Below are 17,148 nucleotides of genomic sequence, written 5' to 3'. Positions count from 1 at the left end.
ATAACACGATTTTTATCCATAAAAAAACCCGGCTTGCACCGGGTTTTTCGCCAATCGCTCTGCCGAAGCAGAAAACAATTAACGTTTGGAGAACTGCGGACGACGACGTGCTTTGCGCAGACCGACTTTTTTACGTTCAACCTGACGCGCGTCACGAGTGACGAAGCCAGCTTTACGCAGTTCGGAACGCAGAGACTCATCGTACTCCATCAGAGCGCGGGTGATACCGTGACGGATCGCACCAGCCTGACCGGAGATACCACCACCTTTAACAGTGATGTACAGGTCCAATTTCTCAACCATGTCGACCAGTTCCAGCGGCTGACGAACTACCATGCGGGCAGTTTCACGACCGAAGTACTGTTCCAGCGAACGCTGATTGATTACGATTTTACCGTTGCCCGGTTTGATAAACACACGAGCGGCGGAACTTTTGCGGCGACCAGTGCCGTAGTATTGATTTTCAGCCATTGCCTATAATCCCGGTTAGATGTCAAGAACTTGCGGTTGCTGTGCCGCGTGGTTGTGCTCGTTACCCGCGTAAACTTTCAGTTTACGGTACATAGCACGACCCAGCGGGCCTTTTGGCAGCATGCCTTTAACCGCGATTTCAATCACACGCTCAGGACGGCGGGCAATCATCTCTTCAAAGGTCGCTTGTTTGATACCACCGATGTGGCCGGTGTGGTGGTAATACACTTTGTCTTCACGCTTGTTGCCGGTTACAGCAACTTTTTCTGCATTCAGAACGATGATGTAATCACCGGTATCAACGTGCGGAGTGTATTCCGCTTTGTGCTTACCGCGCAGGCGACGAGCCAGTTCGGAAGCCAGACGGCCCAGAGTTTTACCGGTCGCGTCAACAACATACCAGTCGCGTTTTACGGTTTCTGGTTTAGCTGTAAAAGTTTTCATTAAAAGCTTACCCAAATAATTAGTTTCACGTTGGTGAACACCCAAACGTTTAGTCAGTTGAGGTTCACACGACAAAGTCCGGCAAACCTACCCCTTCGAATAGCCAATGCCGGCGCATAGAAAGTTTTGGGAAAAAAACTTTCCCGTAACGTGGGGTCGCAGGATTATAGAGAAGTTGGGGTCAAAGATCGACCCCTTTTAGTGATTTGAATAAGGAATTGTGCGGCCTGTTAACTGCATCACGGCATGTGCACGCACTTCAGGTACTCCTCGCTTTGCATCTCCTGTAAACGAGACAAGCAGCGCTGAAACTCAAACTTCAACCGTTCACCTTGATAGATCTCATGCAACGCTGCCGCCGCGCTGATCACCAGCTTCACGTGGCGCTCGTAAAACTCATCCACCAGCGCGATAAACCGCCGGGCTTCGCTCTCCATTAGCGGCGTCAGCACCGGGACATCAAACAGCATTACGGTATGGAACAGCCGTGAAAGCGCGATGTAATCATGCTGGCTGCGTGCATCAACACATAATGTGGCAAACGACACCGCCAGCGTTTGGTTTTCAACACCCAATGTCGGTAGCGCACGGTGGTTGATTTCCAGTTCCGGCGCGTTTTGCCGCGCGGTACCGGCCAGTGCCAGCCACAGTTTATCCATCTGCTGGGCGGTATCAGCATTAAGTGGCGTTAACCACAAATGCGCCTGCGTCAACGTGCGCAAACGGTAATCAATCCCCGCGTCGACATTCATGATGTCGCAAAACTGCTTAATCGCGTCGATAGCGGGCAGAAAACGCGCGCGTTGCAGCCCGTTACGATAAAGCTCATCCGGCGGAATGTTCGACGTCGCAACCAGCGTGATACCGCGCGCGAACAGCGCTTTCATTAGACCGCCGAGCAACATCGCATCGGTAATATCCGAAACGAAAAATTCATCAAAACACAGTACATCGGTTTCGGCTTTAAAACGGTCGGCCACGATCTCCAGCGGGTCGCTTTGCCCTTGCAGCGTGGTCAATTCTTCATGCACGCGCAGCATAAAGCGGTGAAAGTGCAGGCGCTGTTTACGCTCGCCGGGCAGGCTTTGATAGAACATGTCCATCAGCCAGGTTTTACCACGTCCCACGCCGCCCCACATATAAAGGCCGCGTACGGGCGCACGCTCCTGCGTTTCGCGTTTACCCAGTAACTTGCTGAACTTCGCCATCAAACCACCGCTCTGCGGCGCGGCGGTTTCACGTTCGGCAATAAGTTGTTGGTAAATCGAATCCAGTCGGTTGACGGCTTCTTTTTGCACATCATCCGGCTGATGGCTACCCTCGTTCAGGGCATTGCGATATCGCGATGTCGGGGAAAGGCTTTGCATGATGTTATTGTTGTTCCTTGAAAATCATTCCGCCCCCACAGGGTTAACGAAAAAAAGGCCGTTCTACACTACGCGATGCTGCGTCAGGATTCCACTTCTGCACAATTAGCGGTTATAGTGGCATTAACAGGCGCAGGCAGGAGCTTGCCGCCCACACCCTACGGAAACAGAAAACAACGGGAGAAGTTCATGACCTGGGAATATGCGCTAATTGGGTTGGTTGTCGGCATTATTATTGGTGCCGTGGGTATGCGTTTTGGAAACCGCAAATTGCGCCAACAGCAGGCCTTGCAGTACGAACTGGAAAAAAACAAAGCAGAACTGGAAGAGTACCGCGAAGAGCTGGTAAGCCACTTTGCCCGCAGCGCAGAGCTTCTCGATAACATGGCGGACGATTACCGTCAGCTTTATCAACATATGGCAAAAAGCTCAACCAGCCTGCTGCCGGAAATGTCTGCGGAAGAGAACCCGTTCCGTAACCGTCTGGCAGAATCCGAAGCCAGTAATGATCAGGCGCCGGTGCAGATCCCGCGCGATTATTCGGATGGCGCATCCGGTCTGCTGCGCGGTCGCGCAGATCGTAAATAAGGCGTTAAACCTTCCTCATTTTACGGGCGCGCCTCTCGCGTCCGTCCCTTCTTGTTCATCGCAGCTATTATTTAGTCATTCACCGCATTGTTAGCCGGTTGAAATTTCAATAACATCAAATTGTTTTTTGGGCGTCATTCCTTTTACTTCAGGTTACGAGAGCCAGCATCGATGAAGAAACAAACCCAGCTGTTGAGTGCATTCGCGTTAAGTGTCGGGTTAACTCTCTCGGCACCATTCCAGGCGATGGCGGCCATGCCGTCGCAGATACCTGGCCAGGGGGCGTTACCCAGTCTTGCGCCGGTTCTGGAAAAGGTTCTGCCCGCGGTGGTGAGCGTGCAAGTTGAAGGGACGGCAGTGCAAGGTCCGAAAGTCCCGGAAGAGTTGAAGAAGTACTTTGGCGAAGAGTTGCCTGACCAGCAGCAACAAGCGCAGCCTTTTGAAGGCCTGGGCTCCGGGGTGATTATTGATGCCGCCAAAGGCTATGTGCTGACCAACAATCATGTCATTAATCAGGCACAAAAAATCAGCGTGCAGTTGAACGACGGACGAGAATTCGACGCCAAACTGATCGGCGGCGATGATCAAAGCGACATCGCGCTGCTGCAACTGCAAAACGCGTCTAACCTGACACAAATCGCCGTTGCCGACTCCGATAAACTGCGCGTTGGCGATTTTGTCGTCGCGGTGGGCAACCCCTTCGGCCTCGGGCAAACCGCCACTTCGGGGATTGTTTCCGCGCTCGGGCGCAGTGGTCTGAATCTGGAAGGGCTGGAAAACTTTATCCAGACCGACGCCTCAATCAACCGCGGTAACTCCGGCGGCGCACTGCTCAATCTTAACGGCGAGCTTATCGGCATTAACACCGCGATCCTCGCACCGGGCGGCGGCAGCGTCGGGATTGGTTTTGCCATCCCAAGCAATATGGCGCAAACGCTCTCCAGGCAGTTGATTCAGTTCGGCGAGATTAAGCGCGGCCTGCTGGGCATTAAGGGCACGGAAATGAGTGCCGATATCGCAAAAGCCTTTAACCTCAATGTGCAACGCGGTGCTTTCGTCAGTGAAGTTCTGCCGAATTCAGGCTCGGCAAAAGCCGGGATCAAACCCGGTGACGTGATCGTCAGCCTGAACGGTAAATCGCTGAACAGCTTTGCGGAATTGCGTTCGCGGATTGCCACCACCGAACCGGGAGCCAAAGTGAAGCTGGGCCTGCTGCGTGACGGCAAACCGCTCGACGTGGAAGTGACACTGGATAAAAGCACCTCGTCTTCTGCCAGCGCTGAACTGATTTCACCGTCGTTGCAAGGCGCAGAGCTGAGCGATGGTCAGTTGAAAGATGGCACCAAAGGCATCACGGTTGGCGACGTCGAAAAAGGCAGCGCGGCGGCGCAGGCGGGTTTGCACAAAGATGATGTGATCATCGGCGTCAACCGCGAGCGTGTGCAGTCGATTGCCGAAATGCGCAAAGTGCTGGAAGCGAAACCATCCGTCATGGCGCTGCATATTGTTCGAGGTAACGACAGCATCTATCTCCTGCTGCGTTAAGCATTTCCACTTCCGGGCATCACCGCTGCGTGTGATGTCCGGATAACTCATGTTATGCTTCAGCCGACCTTCTTTTAACGACTATCCCATCATGTATGTGAAGCTTTTACGCTCGGTTGCAATCGGTGTTGTGGTCGGTGGCCTGATAATCGCCGCCATGCCTTCGTTACGCCAAAATAACCCACTTACGACGCATCAGTTCGACAGCGCCGATGAAACGCCCACCAGCTATAACCAGGCGGTGCGCCGCGCTGCGCCAGCAGTGGTGAACGTTTATAACCGTAGCCTGAACAGCTCCACCCATGATCGCCTTGAAATTCGTACACTGGGTTCCGGCGTCATTATGGACCAGCGCGGGTACATTATTACCAACAAGCACGTGATCAACGATGCGGACCAGATTATTGTCGCGCTGCAAGATGGCCGGGTGTTTGAAGCGTTGCTGGTCGGGTCAGATACGCTGACGGATTTGGCCGTGCTTAAAGTTAACGCCACAGGCGGCTTACCGGTGATTCCGATCAACGCGAAACGCACGCCGCACATTGGCGATGTGGTGCTGGCCATCGGTAACCCTTACAACCTCGGGCAAACCATCACGCAAGGGATCATCAGCGCCACCGGGCGTATTGGTTTGAACCCCAGCGGTCGACAAAACTTTTTACAGACCGATGCGTCCATCAACCACGGTAACTCCGGCGGTGCGCTGGTGAACTCGCTGGGCGAATTAATGGGCATCAACACCCTTTCCTTTGATAAGAGCAACGATGGGGAAACGCCGGAAGGCATTGGTTTTGCCATTCCTTTCCAGCTTGCCACCAAGATTATGGATAAGCTTATCCGCGATGGCCGCGTGATCCGTGGTTACATTGGCATTGGCGGTCGGGAAATTGCGCCACTGCACGCGCAGGGCGGTGGCGGTATCGATCCGATTCAGGGAATTGTGGTTAACGAAGTGTCACCGGACGGCCCGGCTGCGCGCGCAGGCATTCATGTGAATGATGTGATCACCTCAGTAAACGGTAAGCCCGCCGTTTCCGCGCTCGAAACGATGGACCAGGTGGCAGAGATTCGCCCAGGTTCAGAAATTCCGGTCGAGGTCATGCGCGATGACAAGAAACTCACCTTGCAGGTCACCATTCAGGAATACCCGGCGACCAACTAACCGCCATAAAAAAACCGGAGCCAAGGCTCCGGTTTTGCTTTCTCTCGATCCGTGCTTAGCGGTTTACGAAATCCACGCCAAGCTGGATATCTTTTTTCAGCGTGTCCAGCATGCCTTCCAGCGATTGCTGCTCAAATGCGCTGAGCTTGCCAATCGCGTGACGCTCTTCAATACCGTTAGGCCCCAGCAACAGCGGCTGCGAGAAGAAACGGGCAAACTCGCCGTCACCTTCAACATAGGCGCATTCAACCACGCCTTTCTCGCCTTGCAGCGCACGTACCAGCGACAAACCAAAGCGCGCAGCGGCCTGGCCCATCGACAACGTCGCTGACCCGCCACCCGCTTTCGCTTCCACCACTTCGGTGCCCGCGTTTTGAATGCGTTTCGTCAGGTCGGCAACTTCTTGCTCGGTAAAGGTTACACCCGGCACCTGCGACAGCAGCGGCAGGATGGTAACGCCGGAGTGCCCGCCAATCACCGGCACTTCAATATCGGCTGGCTTTTTGCCTTTCAGCTCAGCAACAAACGTATTGGAGCGAATAATGTCCAGCGTCGTTACGCCAAACAGTTTGTTCTTGTCGTAAACACCCGCTTTTTTCAACACTTCAGCCGCGATGGCGACCGTGGTGTTAACTGGGTTGGTGATCACACCGATACACGCTTTCGGTGCCGTTTTCGCAACTTGCGCCACCAGGTTTTTCACAATACCGGCGTTGACGTTGAACAGGTCGGAGCGATCCATACCCGGTTTACGCGCCACACCTGCGGAGATCAGCACGACATCGGCCCCTTCCAGCGCGGGAGTCGCATCTTCGCCGGCGAAGCCTTTAATGTTCACATCGGTAGGAATATGGCTGAGGTCAACGGCAACCCCAGGCGTGACAGGTGCAATGTCATAGAGAGAGAGTTCTGAACCAGAAGGCAGTTGCGTTTTCAGTAGTAGGGCAAGCGCCTGGCCGATACCGCCGGCCGCGCCGAGGACTGCGACTTTCATCCTAAACTCCTTATTATGGTTAGCTAAATATCTTGTTACTCCGTTGCGGCGACCTTAATTCACCCTGGTAATTATGACAATAAGCGCGCCAAAATAGTGCGGCACAACCCACTGTTAAGATTTTATATGAGGATGATACGACCGTCAGATCGGCAAACTAAGCAACTAACACAGAGAGTTTATAATATAGCTGCAGGATTCACCAAAATAACATCAACTTTATAACATTTAATTTACTTTTTAATGTTATTTGCGACGTAAGACACATGTGGCTGTGCTTCACGACAGGATTTGCTAAACTCCGCGCTTTTCATAGCAACTTTTCAGAATTTCCTGCTCCGGATTATTTGCATAAAAATTCACATATATGCATAATCATGTGTTTTCACAGCCAAATCACGGGTGACTTATGCGAAGCTCGGCTAAACAAGAAGAATTAATCAAAGCGTTCAAAGCGCTACTGAAAGAAGAGAAATTCAGTTCTCAGGGTGAAATTGTACAGGCCTTGCAAGATGAAGGCTTCGACAATATCAACCAGTCCAAAGTCTCACGCATGCTGACCAAATTTGGCGCAGTACGCACGCGTAACGCGAAAATGGAGATGGTTTACTGCCTGCCGATTGAACTGGGCGTGCCAACCACCTCCAGCCCGCTGAAGAACCTCGTACTGGATATCGACTACAACGATGCCGTCGTGGTTATTCATACCAGCCCTGGCGCCGCGCAGTTGATTGCCCGCCTGCTTGATTCCCTGGGTAAAGCGGAAGGCATCCTCGGTACCATTGCCGGTGACGATACGATTTTCACTACGCCAGCCAGAGGCTTCACGGTAAAAGATCTCTACGAAGCGATCCTTGTTCTGTTCGAGCAAGAGCTGTAATTGCGCATTCCCCTCGGCATTTGCTGAGGGGGAATGTTCGGTAATTTCCCTCTCAAGTACGACTTTCCACCTCATTTTATTTAACAGTTAGTGCGATTTCCCGTTTCATATCACCCCGCCAGCCGATACCACCGCACGAAAAATCAAAGACCTATATCTTTATGATTTTCTTAACTATCGTTAGTTAATTCTGCACCCTAAGGTAAATTCTTATGCTTTTCCGCGATAAGAACACGCAAAGATTATTCCTATAATCCATAGTTATAATTAGCCTGTTATTAATTATTCGCGTGATTAGTGTATACTTGATTTTGTGATGAGGGTCACGAAACAAGACCCCGTAAGAATTGAAAAGACAAGAATACGACGAGGTAGAAATCATGAATATCAAATCAACAGTAGTAACAATGGGTATCCTTTCAGCACTGTCATTCGGCGCGTTCGCGGCGGATTCCATCAGCGCAGACCAGGCGCAATCGCGCCAGTCAATGGGTACCATCTCCGTTGGCGCGGCGGCGTCCTCTCCAATGGATATGCATGAACAACTGAGCAAAAAAGCCGAAGAACAAGGTGCTTCCGCGTATCGCGTTATCGAAGCACGTAGCGGCGACAGCTGGCATGCAACTGCAGAACTGTACAAATAAGTTTTACCAAACCCTATAAATCGATCGCTCAACGGCACCAGGCATAAAAATAGCTGTTCAACCCTTCTCGCCGTTGAGTCTCTCTTAAGGAGAAAAGACTATGAAACGTAATATCATCATCGCATCCCTTGGCCTTGCATCCCTGATCTCTTTCGGCGCAGGCGCCGCCACGCTGGTTAACAACGATCAAGCCAGCAACTTGCAACCAATGGGCAGCATCTCTGTTTCACAGGTTGCCGGTGTACCGATGGATATTCGCCAGGAACTCTCCGCGAAAGCCGATAAAGCGGGCGCAAGCAGCTACCGCATTGTTGAAGCACGTACGGGCGATCAGACCCACGTCACGGCGGAACTTTACAAATAAACCCTCGTCGTCTGTCCGACGACTTGCCCCTGCCTGTTTGGCAGGGGCTTTTTTTTATGTCAAACAGCCTTAAAACCGATAGCTAACGTTCGCATTGATGGCATGGTTTACATTGTAGTTGCCGAACGCAGAGCGCTCCATTGCAAGCCCGAAACGCAGATTTTTACTGATCCGCCCATCCACAGTGGCGTGGTACAACATCCTTTTATCTCGCTTGCTGGTCAGGCGTTTTTCCCCTGACGCATCGCGCAATACCGTTTCGCCATTGGCTATCAAATCAAACTGATGCCCAAGGCCGGCGCGCGTATTTATCGTCCAGCTTTTACCACTAAATGTTTTCCCTACCGCCACACCTGTGCGACCAATCAATGGCGTCGCGTTTTGATGGCGCATCGATACATTCACGCCATTATCATTCCATTTGAAACGGGTCGCGGAGAGCGCGCTGTAGACAACGTCGGCCTGCGGCTCGACGTAAAGATCCTCTGCCAGACGATAGCGATAACCACTTTGCACGCCGCCAATCCAGGTGCGCGTGAGGTAATCCCGCGCCCCCAGGCCGCTTAAGCCCACTTGATAATGATTGAAAGAGTGAACGTACTTACCGATCACGTCGATATACGCACCGGAATCCGCTAACAAAGAGGCGTAAATCCCACCGCCGAATGCGCGAGTATTGCCCTGCAAATGCTCCCCGCTGGCCTGGCGCTGAGTGTGGCTCATCAGCACGCCGGTGAACAAGTCAGCATTGGAACGGCGCTGTTGAGTATCAAAACCCGACTCAGTCGTCGTGTAGCGATCGGCATAACCGGCGTTTCCCGCCCCGTTGCCGCGATAAGTACGCGCCCAGATGCCGCTCTTCCCCCGAGTGTCCCGTAACTCACCTGTCCTTTTATTAAGATTGTTTATTTCGGTGATGAGCGTCTTATAGCCCATTCCCATAAACCGCCTGGCTGAAGCCAACGCTTCAGGGTTCGGAACATATTTAAGCCCTTCAAGGATCCACTGTGTTCTGTCCACGCCTCGCACAACACGCACCAATGGGTGCAATTGGCTGAAACCCGTAACAGGCCCGCTCACATTGAACAGCGCGGCGTTGGCACTCCTGGGCGCGATGACCAGGGGGATATTTATTCGCTCAGAGCCCGGATTTTTAACGACATTGAGAAACAGCTTGTTGTTCTGACCGGTCGCTCTGTCGCGCACCACGATTTTGTCACTGTCTTTAAGGTTGGTGCGCAGCACAAAACTGGTATCATCCGCGCGTAACTCCATGACCTTCAATATGCGGAACTTGCCGCCGGACATCCCCACCAGCGATTGCGAAATGCTTAAATTGCCCAGTTCGGAATCCCCGCGCATATCCCAACGCGTGAATTTCATGCTCATCTGCGCACGTGGCGCTGTAAAAGTGCCTTGCCAGGCGTTTTCATACCCGGCAAGCGTTGCCGCCATCCGCCGCTGTTCAGGAGAGAGGTTATCCGCCAGGCGCGCGTCGTCATCAACGTTGAAGCGAACCACTGCACGATCCTGAGATTGCATATCTCCCTGTATAGAGACAAACGGTAAAACGCGGACCAGGCTGCCCTCTTTCAGTTCATACTTTGCCGCGTCTTTCAGTGTGTAGATCATTGGGCCCACCTGCTTTGCTCGCATGGGTGCGCCGGTGAAAGAGAGTGTTGCAGCAGGCCCGACGGTCACGGTTGAGTTAGTGGTCCATCCCCCATTTGCCGTCAGTTGTGCGTTGGGTTCTAGTGTCAACGGCGTGTTGTTGAACTGACTATAACCATTAAAAATGGCATGACGCGAAGCGACACTAACCTTACTGTTATGCCCGCTAACGACCCCGGTAAAGACTTCCCGAATATGCAATTCTGACCTCGCCATCAGCGTAACCTGCCCCTGATATCGGCTGAGCTCATCCTGGCGGCTGGCTATCGAGACCCCCTGGCGTGGGTCACTCATAACGCCTTTACCATCACTGGCATCAATGTAAAGTGACGGGCTTCCTAAGGTAATCACCGAATTTTTGGCGCTGATATTGGCGTACAACGAAGCATTTCTGGCGAGGTCTAAAGCGGCTTTATCGAGTATCAGCGTGTTGAGTTTGAATGTTCGCTTTTGCCAATCTGTTTGGTAGATTGAGACCGGTTCGGTCCGTAAAGAGTTATCCCCCAGACGTCTTACTTTCTCTACCGTTTCGGGAAGATTGTAAGCATGAATAACCGGATGCCCCTGGAAAACCAGGCGGCCATTTTTCTGCGTGAAATTACCAGCAATATCAACAGAACCGTCCAACATGAGCGCGCCTGTGGTTCCGGCCTCAAAACGATTATTGACATTGAGGTTCCCCCTCAGTTGGCCATGAAAAATATATACCGACGCTTTGTGTCGCTCATACCACGTGCGAATAGCCTGCTCACGATCGTGTCCGATGAATTCCCATTCCTGGCTGCTGTGGTGATTGTCCGGAAACCACGTGTAGGGCACCGTTTTAAGGATGAAGTAATCCATCGTCCTGGCGTTAGAATTAGGGTAACCATACAATTCGCCAACCTGCCCAACCCGGGAATTTGACCACTGCTGAACAACAACATCACCAGGCTTTTTTTGAAAACTCAGGGTAATATCCGCAGGTCTTTTGGCGCGATTGACCAATGCAGCGCCATAATCTCGCGCATTGAGCCGGTGAAAGGTCAGGTTGTTGCCATTAACGTCCAGCCTGCCGCCACGAAACCCCCATGAAATCTCATCGGGATCGATCTGCCGACTATCATGCAACATGACCAACGGCCTGCCACTGGCCAAATTCACCGACTTAAAGGCCTGCACCCTGCCTTGGTCATCCGGTATCTGAGACAGGTAAACGGTTCCGTCTCCGGCTTTTAACCCGCCTGGATTAATCCCCGTCCCGTTCACTTTCAATGTGCCTTTACCAATTTTATGCAAGTTATCAGACTGTATACCATTCACCTTCCAGGTCACGGTCACACCGGGGCCAACATTCACCCCGCCCCCCACCCAAGTCTGGGCCTGTATGGGTGCCACGACATAGTTGTTATTGAATGTCAGGCTACCCGCGCCCTGATTGACATTATCCTGCAACATAATGACGCCCCCGGCGCCAATAAAACGAAGATCTCTACCATTATGCGCATCGCCCTGTTTCTGCCCTTGCATTGCAAAAGCATTGCGTCCCTCAAATAAATGCCCATCGCCTGTCGCATTACTGTATCGCCATAAAAAAAGAACGTTGCCATTTCTATTTTGAATAGGATCACTACTGTACTTTCGAACCGTTTCATCAACAAAATCATGCGGTATAACGGTATAAGCACTTTTCTCTGGCCTATCTAAAAGGAGCAAGCTTAGTGTCCCGGCAACAACCCATTTATTAAGAAAAGCGTCCCAGGCGAATAAAGGGGAACCACTATCACCCATGGTTGGATGATTATTTACAGGACCATTCTTATGATTTAAAACATCCCCGGACGTTATCACCAATAGTCCTGAGAAATCGACAAAAGGCCGTCCCATTGTACCGCCGGTTAAATATCGGTAGGCAGATTGAATATCGATCCCCCTTTCCCATATATCAGCAATTTTTTGCGTTCCCGATCCTAATCGATAATAAACAGGGAATCGGTCTTCATCAGCAAACGACTCGGAATTCATATCAGCCGGGACAATATCGGCGGGAACCACATTCGTCACCAGCTTATTTAACCTAATGATACTGAAATCCTTATCATTAATATTCCCTCTACTTACCATATGATAAATCTCGTCACCAAAACTGAGATTAGCAAAATGCGTGGCCGGATTGTGGTATACGCTCACAGCATATTGTGGAAGGATCATCGTGGAGATACCACTCATATTATCGACACTACTAAAATCTGGCATCGGTGCTTTATTAAGGATCCCGGCCAAGTAGCCATATTTGTTATAAACTTGAACATCTCTCGCGCCAGGATAAAACTGCCCTTTATTTGTCGCGAAATCACGATAAGTTTGATAAGGAATTTCATAATTCGCTATTGATCGCTGAACCAACCGCGTATTTGCGGCGCAATAATAAGGATGGAACAAATTAAGAAAACAAAGCATCAACTTTAAGACAAGAGAAAACATCTTATTCATACCAACCGTCCTGTGGTTTAGTGATGGAATAATTTTTCGCTCAGCATTGCCAAATATAAAACCAGGATCTAACGCTTTCAGACTTCACTGCCTGTTGAGAATAAACTTAGCACAACTTCAATTCTCTATTTTCTGAAAAAGTCAGGTTTTTACCGCATATTAAAACGCAGCGCCCCTTCGGCTCATCGGACAGCAGGATCAGCGTCCCGAAACGGGACGCTGGTCAGTTTAATCTCAAAACCTGTAGTGCATATTCGCATTGATGGCATGGTTCACGCCGTCATTGCCGAATACAGAACGCTCCATTTCAAGCCCGAAACGCAAATTCTCGCTCAGTTGCCCGTCAAGAGCCGCATGGTAGAGCACTCTTTGATCCCGCTTTCCAGCAAAGCGGTGTTCTCCTGAAATATCTCGCAGCGCGGTTTCGCCCTTGCGCAGCAGATCGAACTGGTAATTCAGGCCAGCTCGCGCCGTAATAGTCCAGCTTCGACCAGTGAAATGCTTTCCCGTTGTCACACCAGTCCGGCCAATCAACGGGGTCGCGTTCTGGTGACGCAGAGAAACCGTGATGCCATTATCGTTCCATTTCAGACGGGTTGCAGAGAGCGTGCTAAAGACGAGTCCGGCCTGCGGTTCGATATAGAAATTTTCATTCAGATGATAGCGATACCCACTCCCCACACTTCCAATCACGGTACGTGAGGTGTGATTCCTCGGCGCTGGCCCGGTTAGACTCGTTTGATAAACATCGAAAGAGTGAATGACTTTTCCGATCGCATTGATATACGCGCCGGAATCCATTTTAGCTTCAGCGTAAAGCCCTGCGCCAAATGAGCGGGTATTGCCACGCAATCCCACACCGCTCGCGTCGGTACGGGTGTGGCTCATCAATACGCCGGTAAACAAATCTGTACCTGACCAACGGCGTTTTTTATCAAACCCTGTCTGCAAAGCAGTATAGCGGTCTGCGTAACCGGCTCTTCCTGCCCCGCTACCGTTTTCTGTGTGACCCCAGGCACCGTCCTGAGCTTGCATATCTCGCAAATCCTCCAGCCTTTTATCAAGGTTGTTGACTTCGGTAATGAGCTGCCTGTACCCCATGTCCAGGAACCGTTTCGCGGTCGCCACTGCCGCAGCATTAGGGGTAAATTTAAACCCTTCGAGGATCCATTGGGTTTTGTCGGCGGTTTGCACAACGTTCACGATTGGATGCAGTTGGCTAAAACCGCTTACGGAGCCATTGATTTTGAACAGTGAGACGTTGGTATTCGCGGGAGCAATAATGAGCGGGATAGCCATTTTCCCGTCGACGGGGTTTTTAATGATGTCGATAAATAGCCTATTGTTCTGGCCAGTCGCGCTGTCGCGCACCACAATTTTATCGCTATTTTCACGATCGGCGCGCAATACAAACCCGGTCTTATCCGCCTGTAAATTCCTCACCGTCAAGGTATGGAACTTGCCGCCGGACATTCCCACCAGCGAGCGTGAAACGCGCATTTTGTTCACCTGAGAATCCCCGCGCACTTCCCAGCGTGTGGACTTCAGGCTCAGCCGTGCGTGCGGAGCATGAATACTCCCGCGCCAGGCATTCTTAAACCCGGCAAGCTCACCCGCCAATCGCTTCTGCGCAGGAGAGAGGTCATCAGCCAGGCGGCTGTTATCATCATCACCAAAGCGAATCATTGCCGGATTCACGGAATGAATATTGCTTTTGAGAAAAACAAACGGTAACACGTGGATATCGCTGCCTTCTTTCAACTCAAACCGGGCTTTTTTATTCATAGCGTAAATTGCCGGTCTGAACTGATTGCCTTCTGCCGGCGTCCCGGCGAGAAAAAGGGACGCAGTAGGCCCTACTGTCACTGGTGCATTGGTGGTCCACCCTCCGTATGCCTTAAGTTTTGCGTTTAATTCAAGGGTCAATGGCGTGTTATTAAAGACGCTATAACCATTAAATGTGGCATAACGCGACGCGACCGTGACCTTGCTGTCATGCCCGGTAATGCGACCGGTAAATATTTCCCGGATTGTCAGTTCTGAGCCAGCCGTCAGGCGAGTATTCCCGTGATACCAACTCAGTTCATCATAACGGCTGGCTATCGACGTCCCTTGCCGTAGCGCACTCTCAACCCCATTACCCTCCTTGAGATCAATATACAGTGACGGGCTGCCCAACGTAATTACCGCGCCTTTAGCATTGATATTCCCGACGAGAGAGGCATTTCTGGCGAGGTCGAATGCTGTATTTTCGAGTATCAGATTGTTGAGCCGAAAGGTACGCTTCTGCCAATCCGTTTGATCGAAAGAAACCGGATCAGTCCTTAACGAGTTGTCTTTGAGTGATTTTAATTTGTCTACCGTTTCAGGAAGATTGAAGGCGTGAACCACCGGATGCCCCTGGAAAACCAGCCGCCCATTTTTCTGTGTAACGTCACCCGCGATATTCACCGCGCCGTCCAGCACCAGCGCGCCCTCGGTGGCGATCGCCACCTCGTTGTGAAAATTCAAATTTCCCTGCAATTGACCATGGAAAATAAATCCGTCAGTTGAACGCTGATCGCTCAAGGTAATATCCGCCCTCTTTTCGTCACGATTGATAAGCTCAGCGCCGTAATCTGCGGCATTGAGGCGGTGAAAGGTCAGGCTATTGCCATTAACATCCAGCTTTCCACCGCGAAATCCCCACGAAATGGAATCCGGATCGACTTGCTGACCATCGTAAAGAACGACCAACGGCCTGCCGCTGGCAAGATGCACCGATTTAAATGCCTGCACCCTGCCTTGATTATCCGGCGTCTGGGCCAGGTAAACCGTTCCGTCTCCCGCGTTTAATCCCCCCGGATTAATACCTGTTCCATTAATTTTCAGCGTACCTTTACCCACTTTGTGCAAGTTATCGCCCGCGATGCCATTCACTTGCCAGGTCACTGTCGCACCGGGCGCAACATTTACTCCCCCCCCAACCCAGTAATGCTCGAGCGGTGATGACACCGTATAGTCATTATTAAACGTCAGACTTCCCGCGCCCTGATTAACGCTATCCTGAAGCAGAATAACGCCCCCTGCGCCATTAAAAACCAGGTCTTTACCCGTCTGCGAAAGCGCATTTCCCAGGCCTTGCATCAAATAACCCGATGCCCCCTGAATTAAATTCCCCATGCCCGACGATTTATCATATCGCCAGAAAAACAGATCGTTTTTGTTGGTATTACCAATAATAGCGCTGGTGTATTTCTGAATAGCGACCTCGATTAATTCAGGTGCCACAATGGAATAAACACTTTTTTCTGGCTTATCTACATAAATAAAATTCAATGCTCCGGCGATAACCCAATGATTACGATGCGAGTCCCATGTAAATAGCGGCGAACCACTGTCGCCCTGCGCCCCATGGTTGGCAAGAGGACCATTTACCGGGTCAAATACATTGCCGGAATTCGTCACCAACTCATCAGGTGAAGAAAAAACAGGACGCCCTATTGTGCCGCCGGTTAAAAATCGGTAAGCAGACTGAATATCCGTTACCTGCCCCGTTTCATCCATGATTTTTTGCCGGCCTGAACCAATGCGGTAAAAAACAGGAAACCTCTCTTCATTATCGAGGGAGGCAAAATTCATCTCAGCTGATAAAGTTTCAGCCGGGGCAACATCCGTCACCAGCTTGTTTAACCGAAGGATATTGAAGTCTTTTTCGGGAACACTCTCCCTTTCGACCATCTGATAAGTGTGATGACCAAAATTAAGCGTAGATAACAGCGATGAGGAATTAGGGGTTACGGTCGCCGCATATTGAGGATGAATAAGGGTGGCGACACCACTCAAACAATCAACGCTACTAAAATCAGGCATCGGTGCTTTATTAAGCACACCAACCAACTCATCGCGTTTATTATAAATATTCACATCGCGCGCCCCTGGATAAAAAGCACCTTTATTGAGCGCGAAATCACGATAGGTTACATAGGGAATGTCATCACTGGCTAATGAACGCGCCAGCCGCGGATTTGCAGAAGAATAAAAAGAAATTAATACAGTAAAAATAAAAAAGGACACATTTAACTGGAGAGCATATGATTTTTTCATACTAACCATCCTATGGCTTAGTGATGAATTTACTGATTGCTCATCATTGCTACGCGTAATAAAAACTAACTAATATTGACTTTCCTCAGGCTTTATAGCCTGTTGCGAATAAACTTAGCACAGCTTTAATTCTCTCTTTTCTGAAAATGGAGACTTAGCGCACGTTAAAACGCAGTTCCCCTTCCAGCTCCTCTTCGGCTTCATCGAACAGCAGGATCAGCGCCCCAAAACGGCGACGCTGGATCTCCGGCAAATGAATAAACTCAATCTCCAGCGGCAAAGGCAACGCCCCATCGGTAACCGTGTCCCACAGCGAATCCAGATCGTGAACTTTCTCACGCTCAAGCGCGAACTGGCGGGTAAATTCACGGTAGAAAGCGCTTTGATCGGCAATGTTATTAAAATCGAATGTGTAGGTATTCATGGTTCCGTCACCTGCCTGAAGAGGCGGCATCTGCCG

13 protein-coding genes are annotated in these 17,148 nt (G+C 50.8%); 6 read left to right on the top strand and 7 right to left on the bottom strand.

The window, feature by feature from the left end:
* Positions 1-78 precede the first annotated feature (78 nt).
* The 3 genes from rpsI to zapE all read right to left on the bottom strand — a co-directional run bounded on the left by rpsI (position 79) and on the right by zapE (position 2,282).
* Positions 79-471 (bottom strand): 30S ribosomal protein S9, encoded by a 393-nt coding sequence (gene rpsI / locus AAEY27_RS02545; RefSeq protein ID WP_000829818.1) that lies wholly within the window; start codon positions 469-471, stop codon positions 79-81.
* Between the two features lie 15 nt (positions 472-486).
* A complete protein-coding gene (gene rplM, locus AAEY27_RS02540; protein ID WP_342323361.1) occupies positions 487-915 on the bottom strand; it encodes a 50S ribosomal protein L13 in 429 nt (142 codons plus the stop codon).
* A gap of 239 nt (positions 916-1,154) precedes the next feature.
* Complete coding sequence (zapE, locus tag AAEY27_RS02535; RefSeq protein ID WP_342323360.1) at positions 1,155-2,282, bottom strand: cell division protein ZapE; 1,128 nt, start codon at positions 2,280-2,282, stop codon at positions 1,155-1,157.
* Positions 2,283-2,471: 189 nt separating this feature from the next.
* Here zapE and zapG point away from each other — a divergent pair, with 189 nt between their 5' ends.
* From zapG to degS, 3 genes are all read left to right on the top strand, one after another.
* On the top strand, positions 2,472-2,870 hold the full coding sequence (gene zapG, locus AAEY27_RS02530; RefSeq protein ID WP_342323359.1) for a Z-ring associated protein ZapG: 399 nt from the start codon (positions 2,472-2,474) through the stop codon (positions 2,868-2,870).
* A 171-nt stretch (positions 2,871-3,041) separates the two neighbouring features.
* Complete coding sequence (degQ, locus tag AAEY27_RS02525) at positions 3,042-4,415, top strand: serine endoprotease DegQ (RefSeq protein WP_342323358.1); 1,374 nt, start codon at positions 3,042-3,044, stop codon at positions 4,413-4,415.
* A 91-nt stretch (positions 4,416-4,506) separates the two neighbouring features.
* On the top strand, positions 4,507-5,577 hold the full coding sequence (gene degS / locus AAEY27_RS02520; RefSeq protein WP_342325443.1) for an outer membrane-stress sensor serine endopeptidase DegS: 1,071 nt from the start codon (positions 4,507-4,509) through the stop codon (positions 5,575-5,577).
* 55 nt (positions 5,578-5,632) lie between these two features.
* Here the strand turns inward: degS and mdh are convergent, their stop codons facing one another.
* Positions 5,633-6,571 (bottom strand): malate dehydrogenase, encoded by a 939-nt coding sequence (gene mdh, locus AAEY27_RS02515; protein ID WP_342323357.1) that lies wholly within the window; start codon positions 6,569-6,571, stop codon positions 5,633-5,635.
* A gap of 409 nt (positions 6,572-6,980) precedes the next feature.
* On the opposite strand from mdh, the gene argR reads away from it, so the two are divergent.
* From argR to yhcN (AAEY27_RS02500), 3 genes are all read left to right on the top strand, one after another.
* Positions 6,981-7,451: a transcriptional regulator ArgR gene (argR, locus tag AAEY27_RS02510; protein WP_342323356.1), complete on the top strand. Its 471-nt coding sequence runs from the start codon at positions 6,981-6,983 to the stop codon at positions 7,449-7,451.
* 380 nt (positions 7,452-7,831) lie between these two features.
* Complete coding sequence (gene yhcN, locus AAEY27_RS02505; protein ID WP_342323355.1) at positions 7,832-8,095, top strand: peroxide/acid stress response protein YhcN; 264 nt, start codon at positions 7,832-7,834, stop codon at positions 8,093-8,095.
* A 100-nt stretch (positions 8,096-8,195) separates the two neighbouring features.
* Positions 8,196-8,459 carry a peroxide/acid stress response protein YhcN gene (gene yhcN / locus AAEY27_RS02500; RefSeq protein WP_342323354.1) on the top strand — a complete coding sequence of 88 codons (264 nt, stop codon included), beginning with the start codon at positions 8,196-8,198 and terminating at the stop codon, positions 8,457-8,459.
* Positions 8,460-8,528: 69 nt separating this feature from the next.
* Here the strand turns inward: yhcN (AAEY27_RS02500) and AAEY27_RS02495 are convergent, their stop codons facing one another.
* From AAEY27_RS02495 to AAEY27_RS02485, 3 genes are all read right to left on the bottom strand, one after another.
* Positions 8,529-12,602: a S6 family peptidase gene (locus AAEY27_RS02495; protein WP_342323353.1), complete on the bottom strand. Its 4,074-nt coding sequence runs from the start codon at positions 12,600-12,602 to the stop codon at positions 8,529-8,531.
* A 234-nt stretch (positions 12,603-12,836) separates the two neighbouring features.
* The gene (locus AAEY27_RS02490) at positions 12,837-16,688 is read right to left on the bottom strand and encodes a S6 family peptidase (RefSeq protein ID WP_342323352.1); all 3,852 of its coding nucleotides are present in this window, start codon (positions 16,686-16,688) and stop codon (positions 12,837-12,839) included.
* 154 nt (positions 16,689-16,842) lie between these two features.
* Positions 16,843-17,112, bottom strand: a complete 270-nt coding sequence (locus AAEY27_RS02485; RefSeq protein WP_342323351.1) for a barstar family protein — start codon at positions 17,110-17,112, stop codon at positions 16,843-16,845.
* Between the last annotated feature and the right edge of the window lie 36 nt (positions 17,113-17,148).

Origin of the sequence: Kosakonia sp. BYX6 (assembly GCF_038449125.1) — a bacterium.
Taxonomy (GTDB): domain Bacteria; phylum Pseudomonadota; class Gammaproteobacteria; order Enterobacterales; family Enterobacteriaceae; genus Kosakonia; species Kosakonia calanthes.
This window is presented reverse-complemented; position numbering and strand designations above follow the sequence as displayed.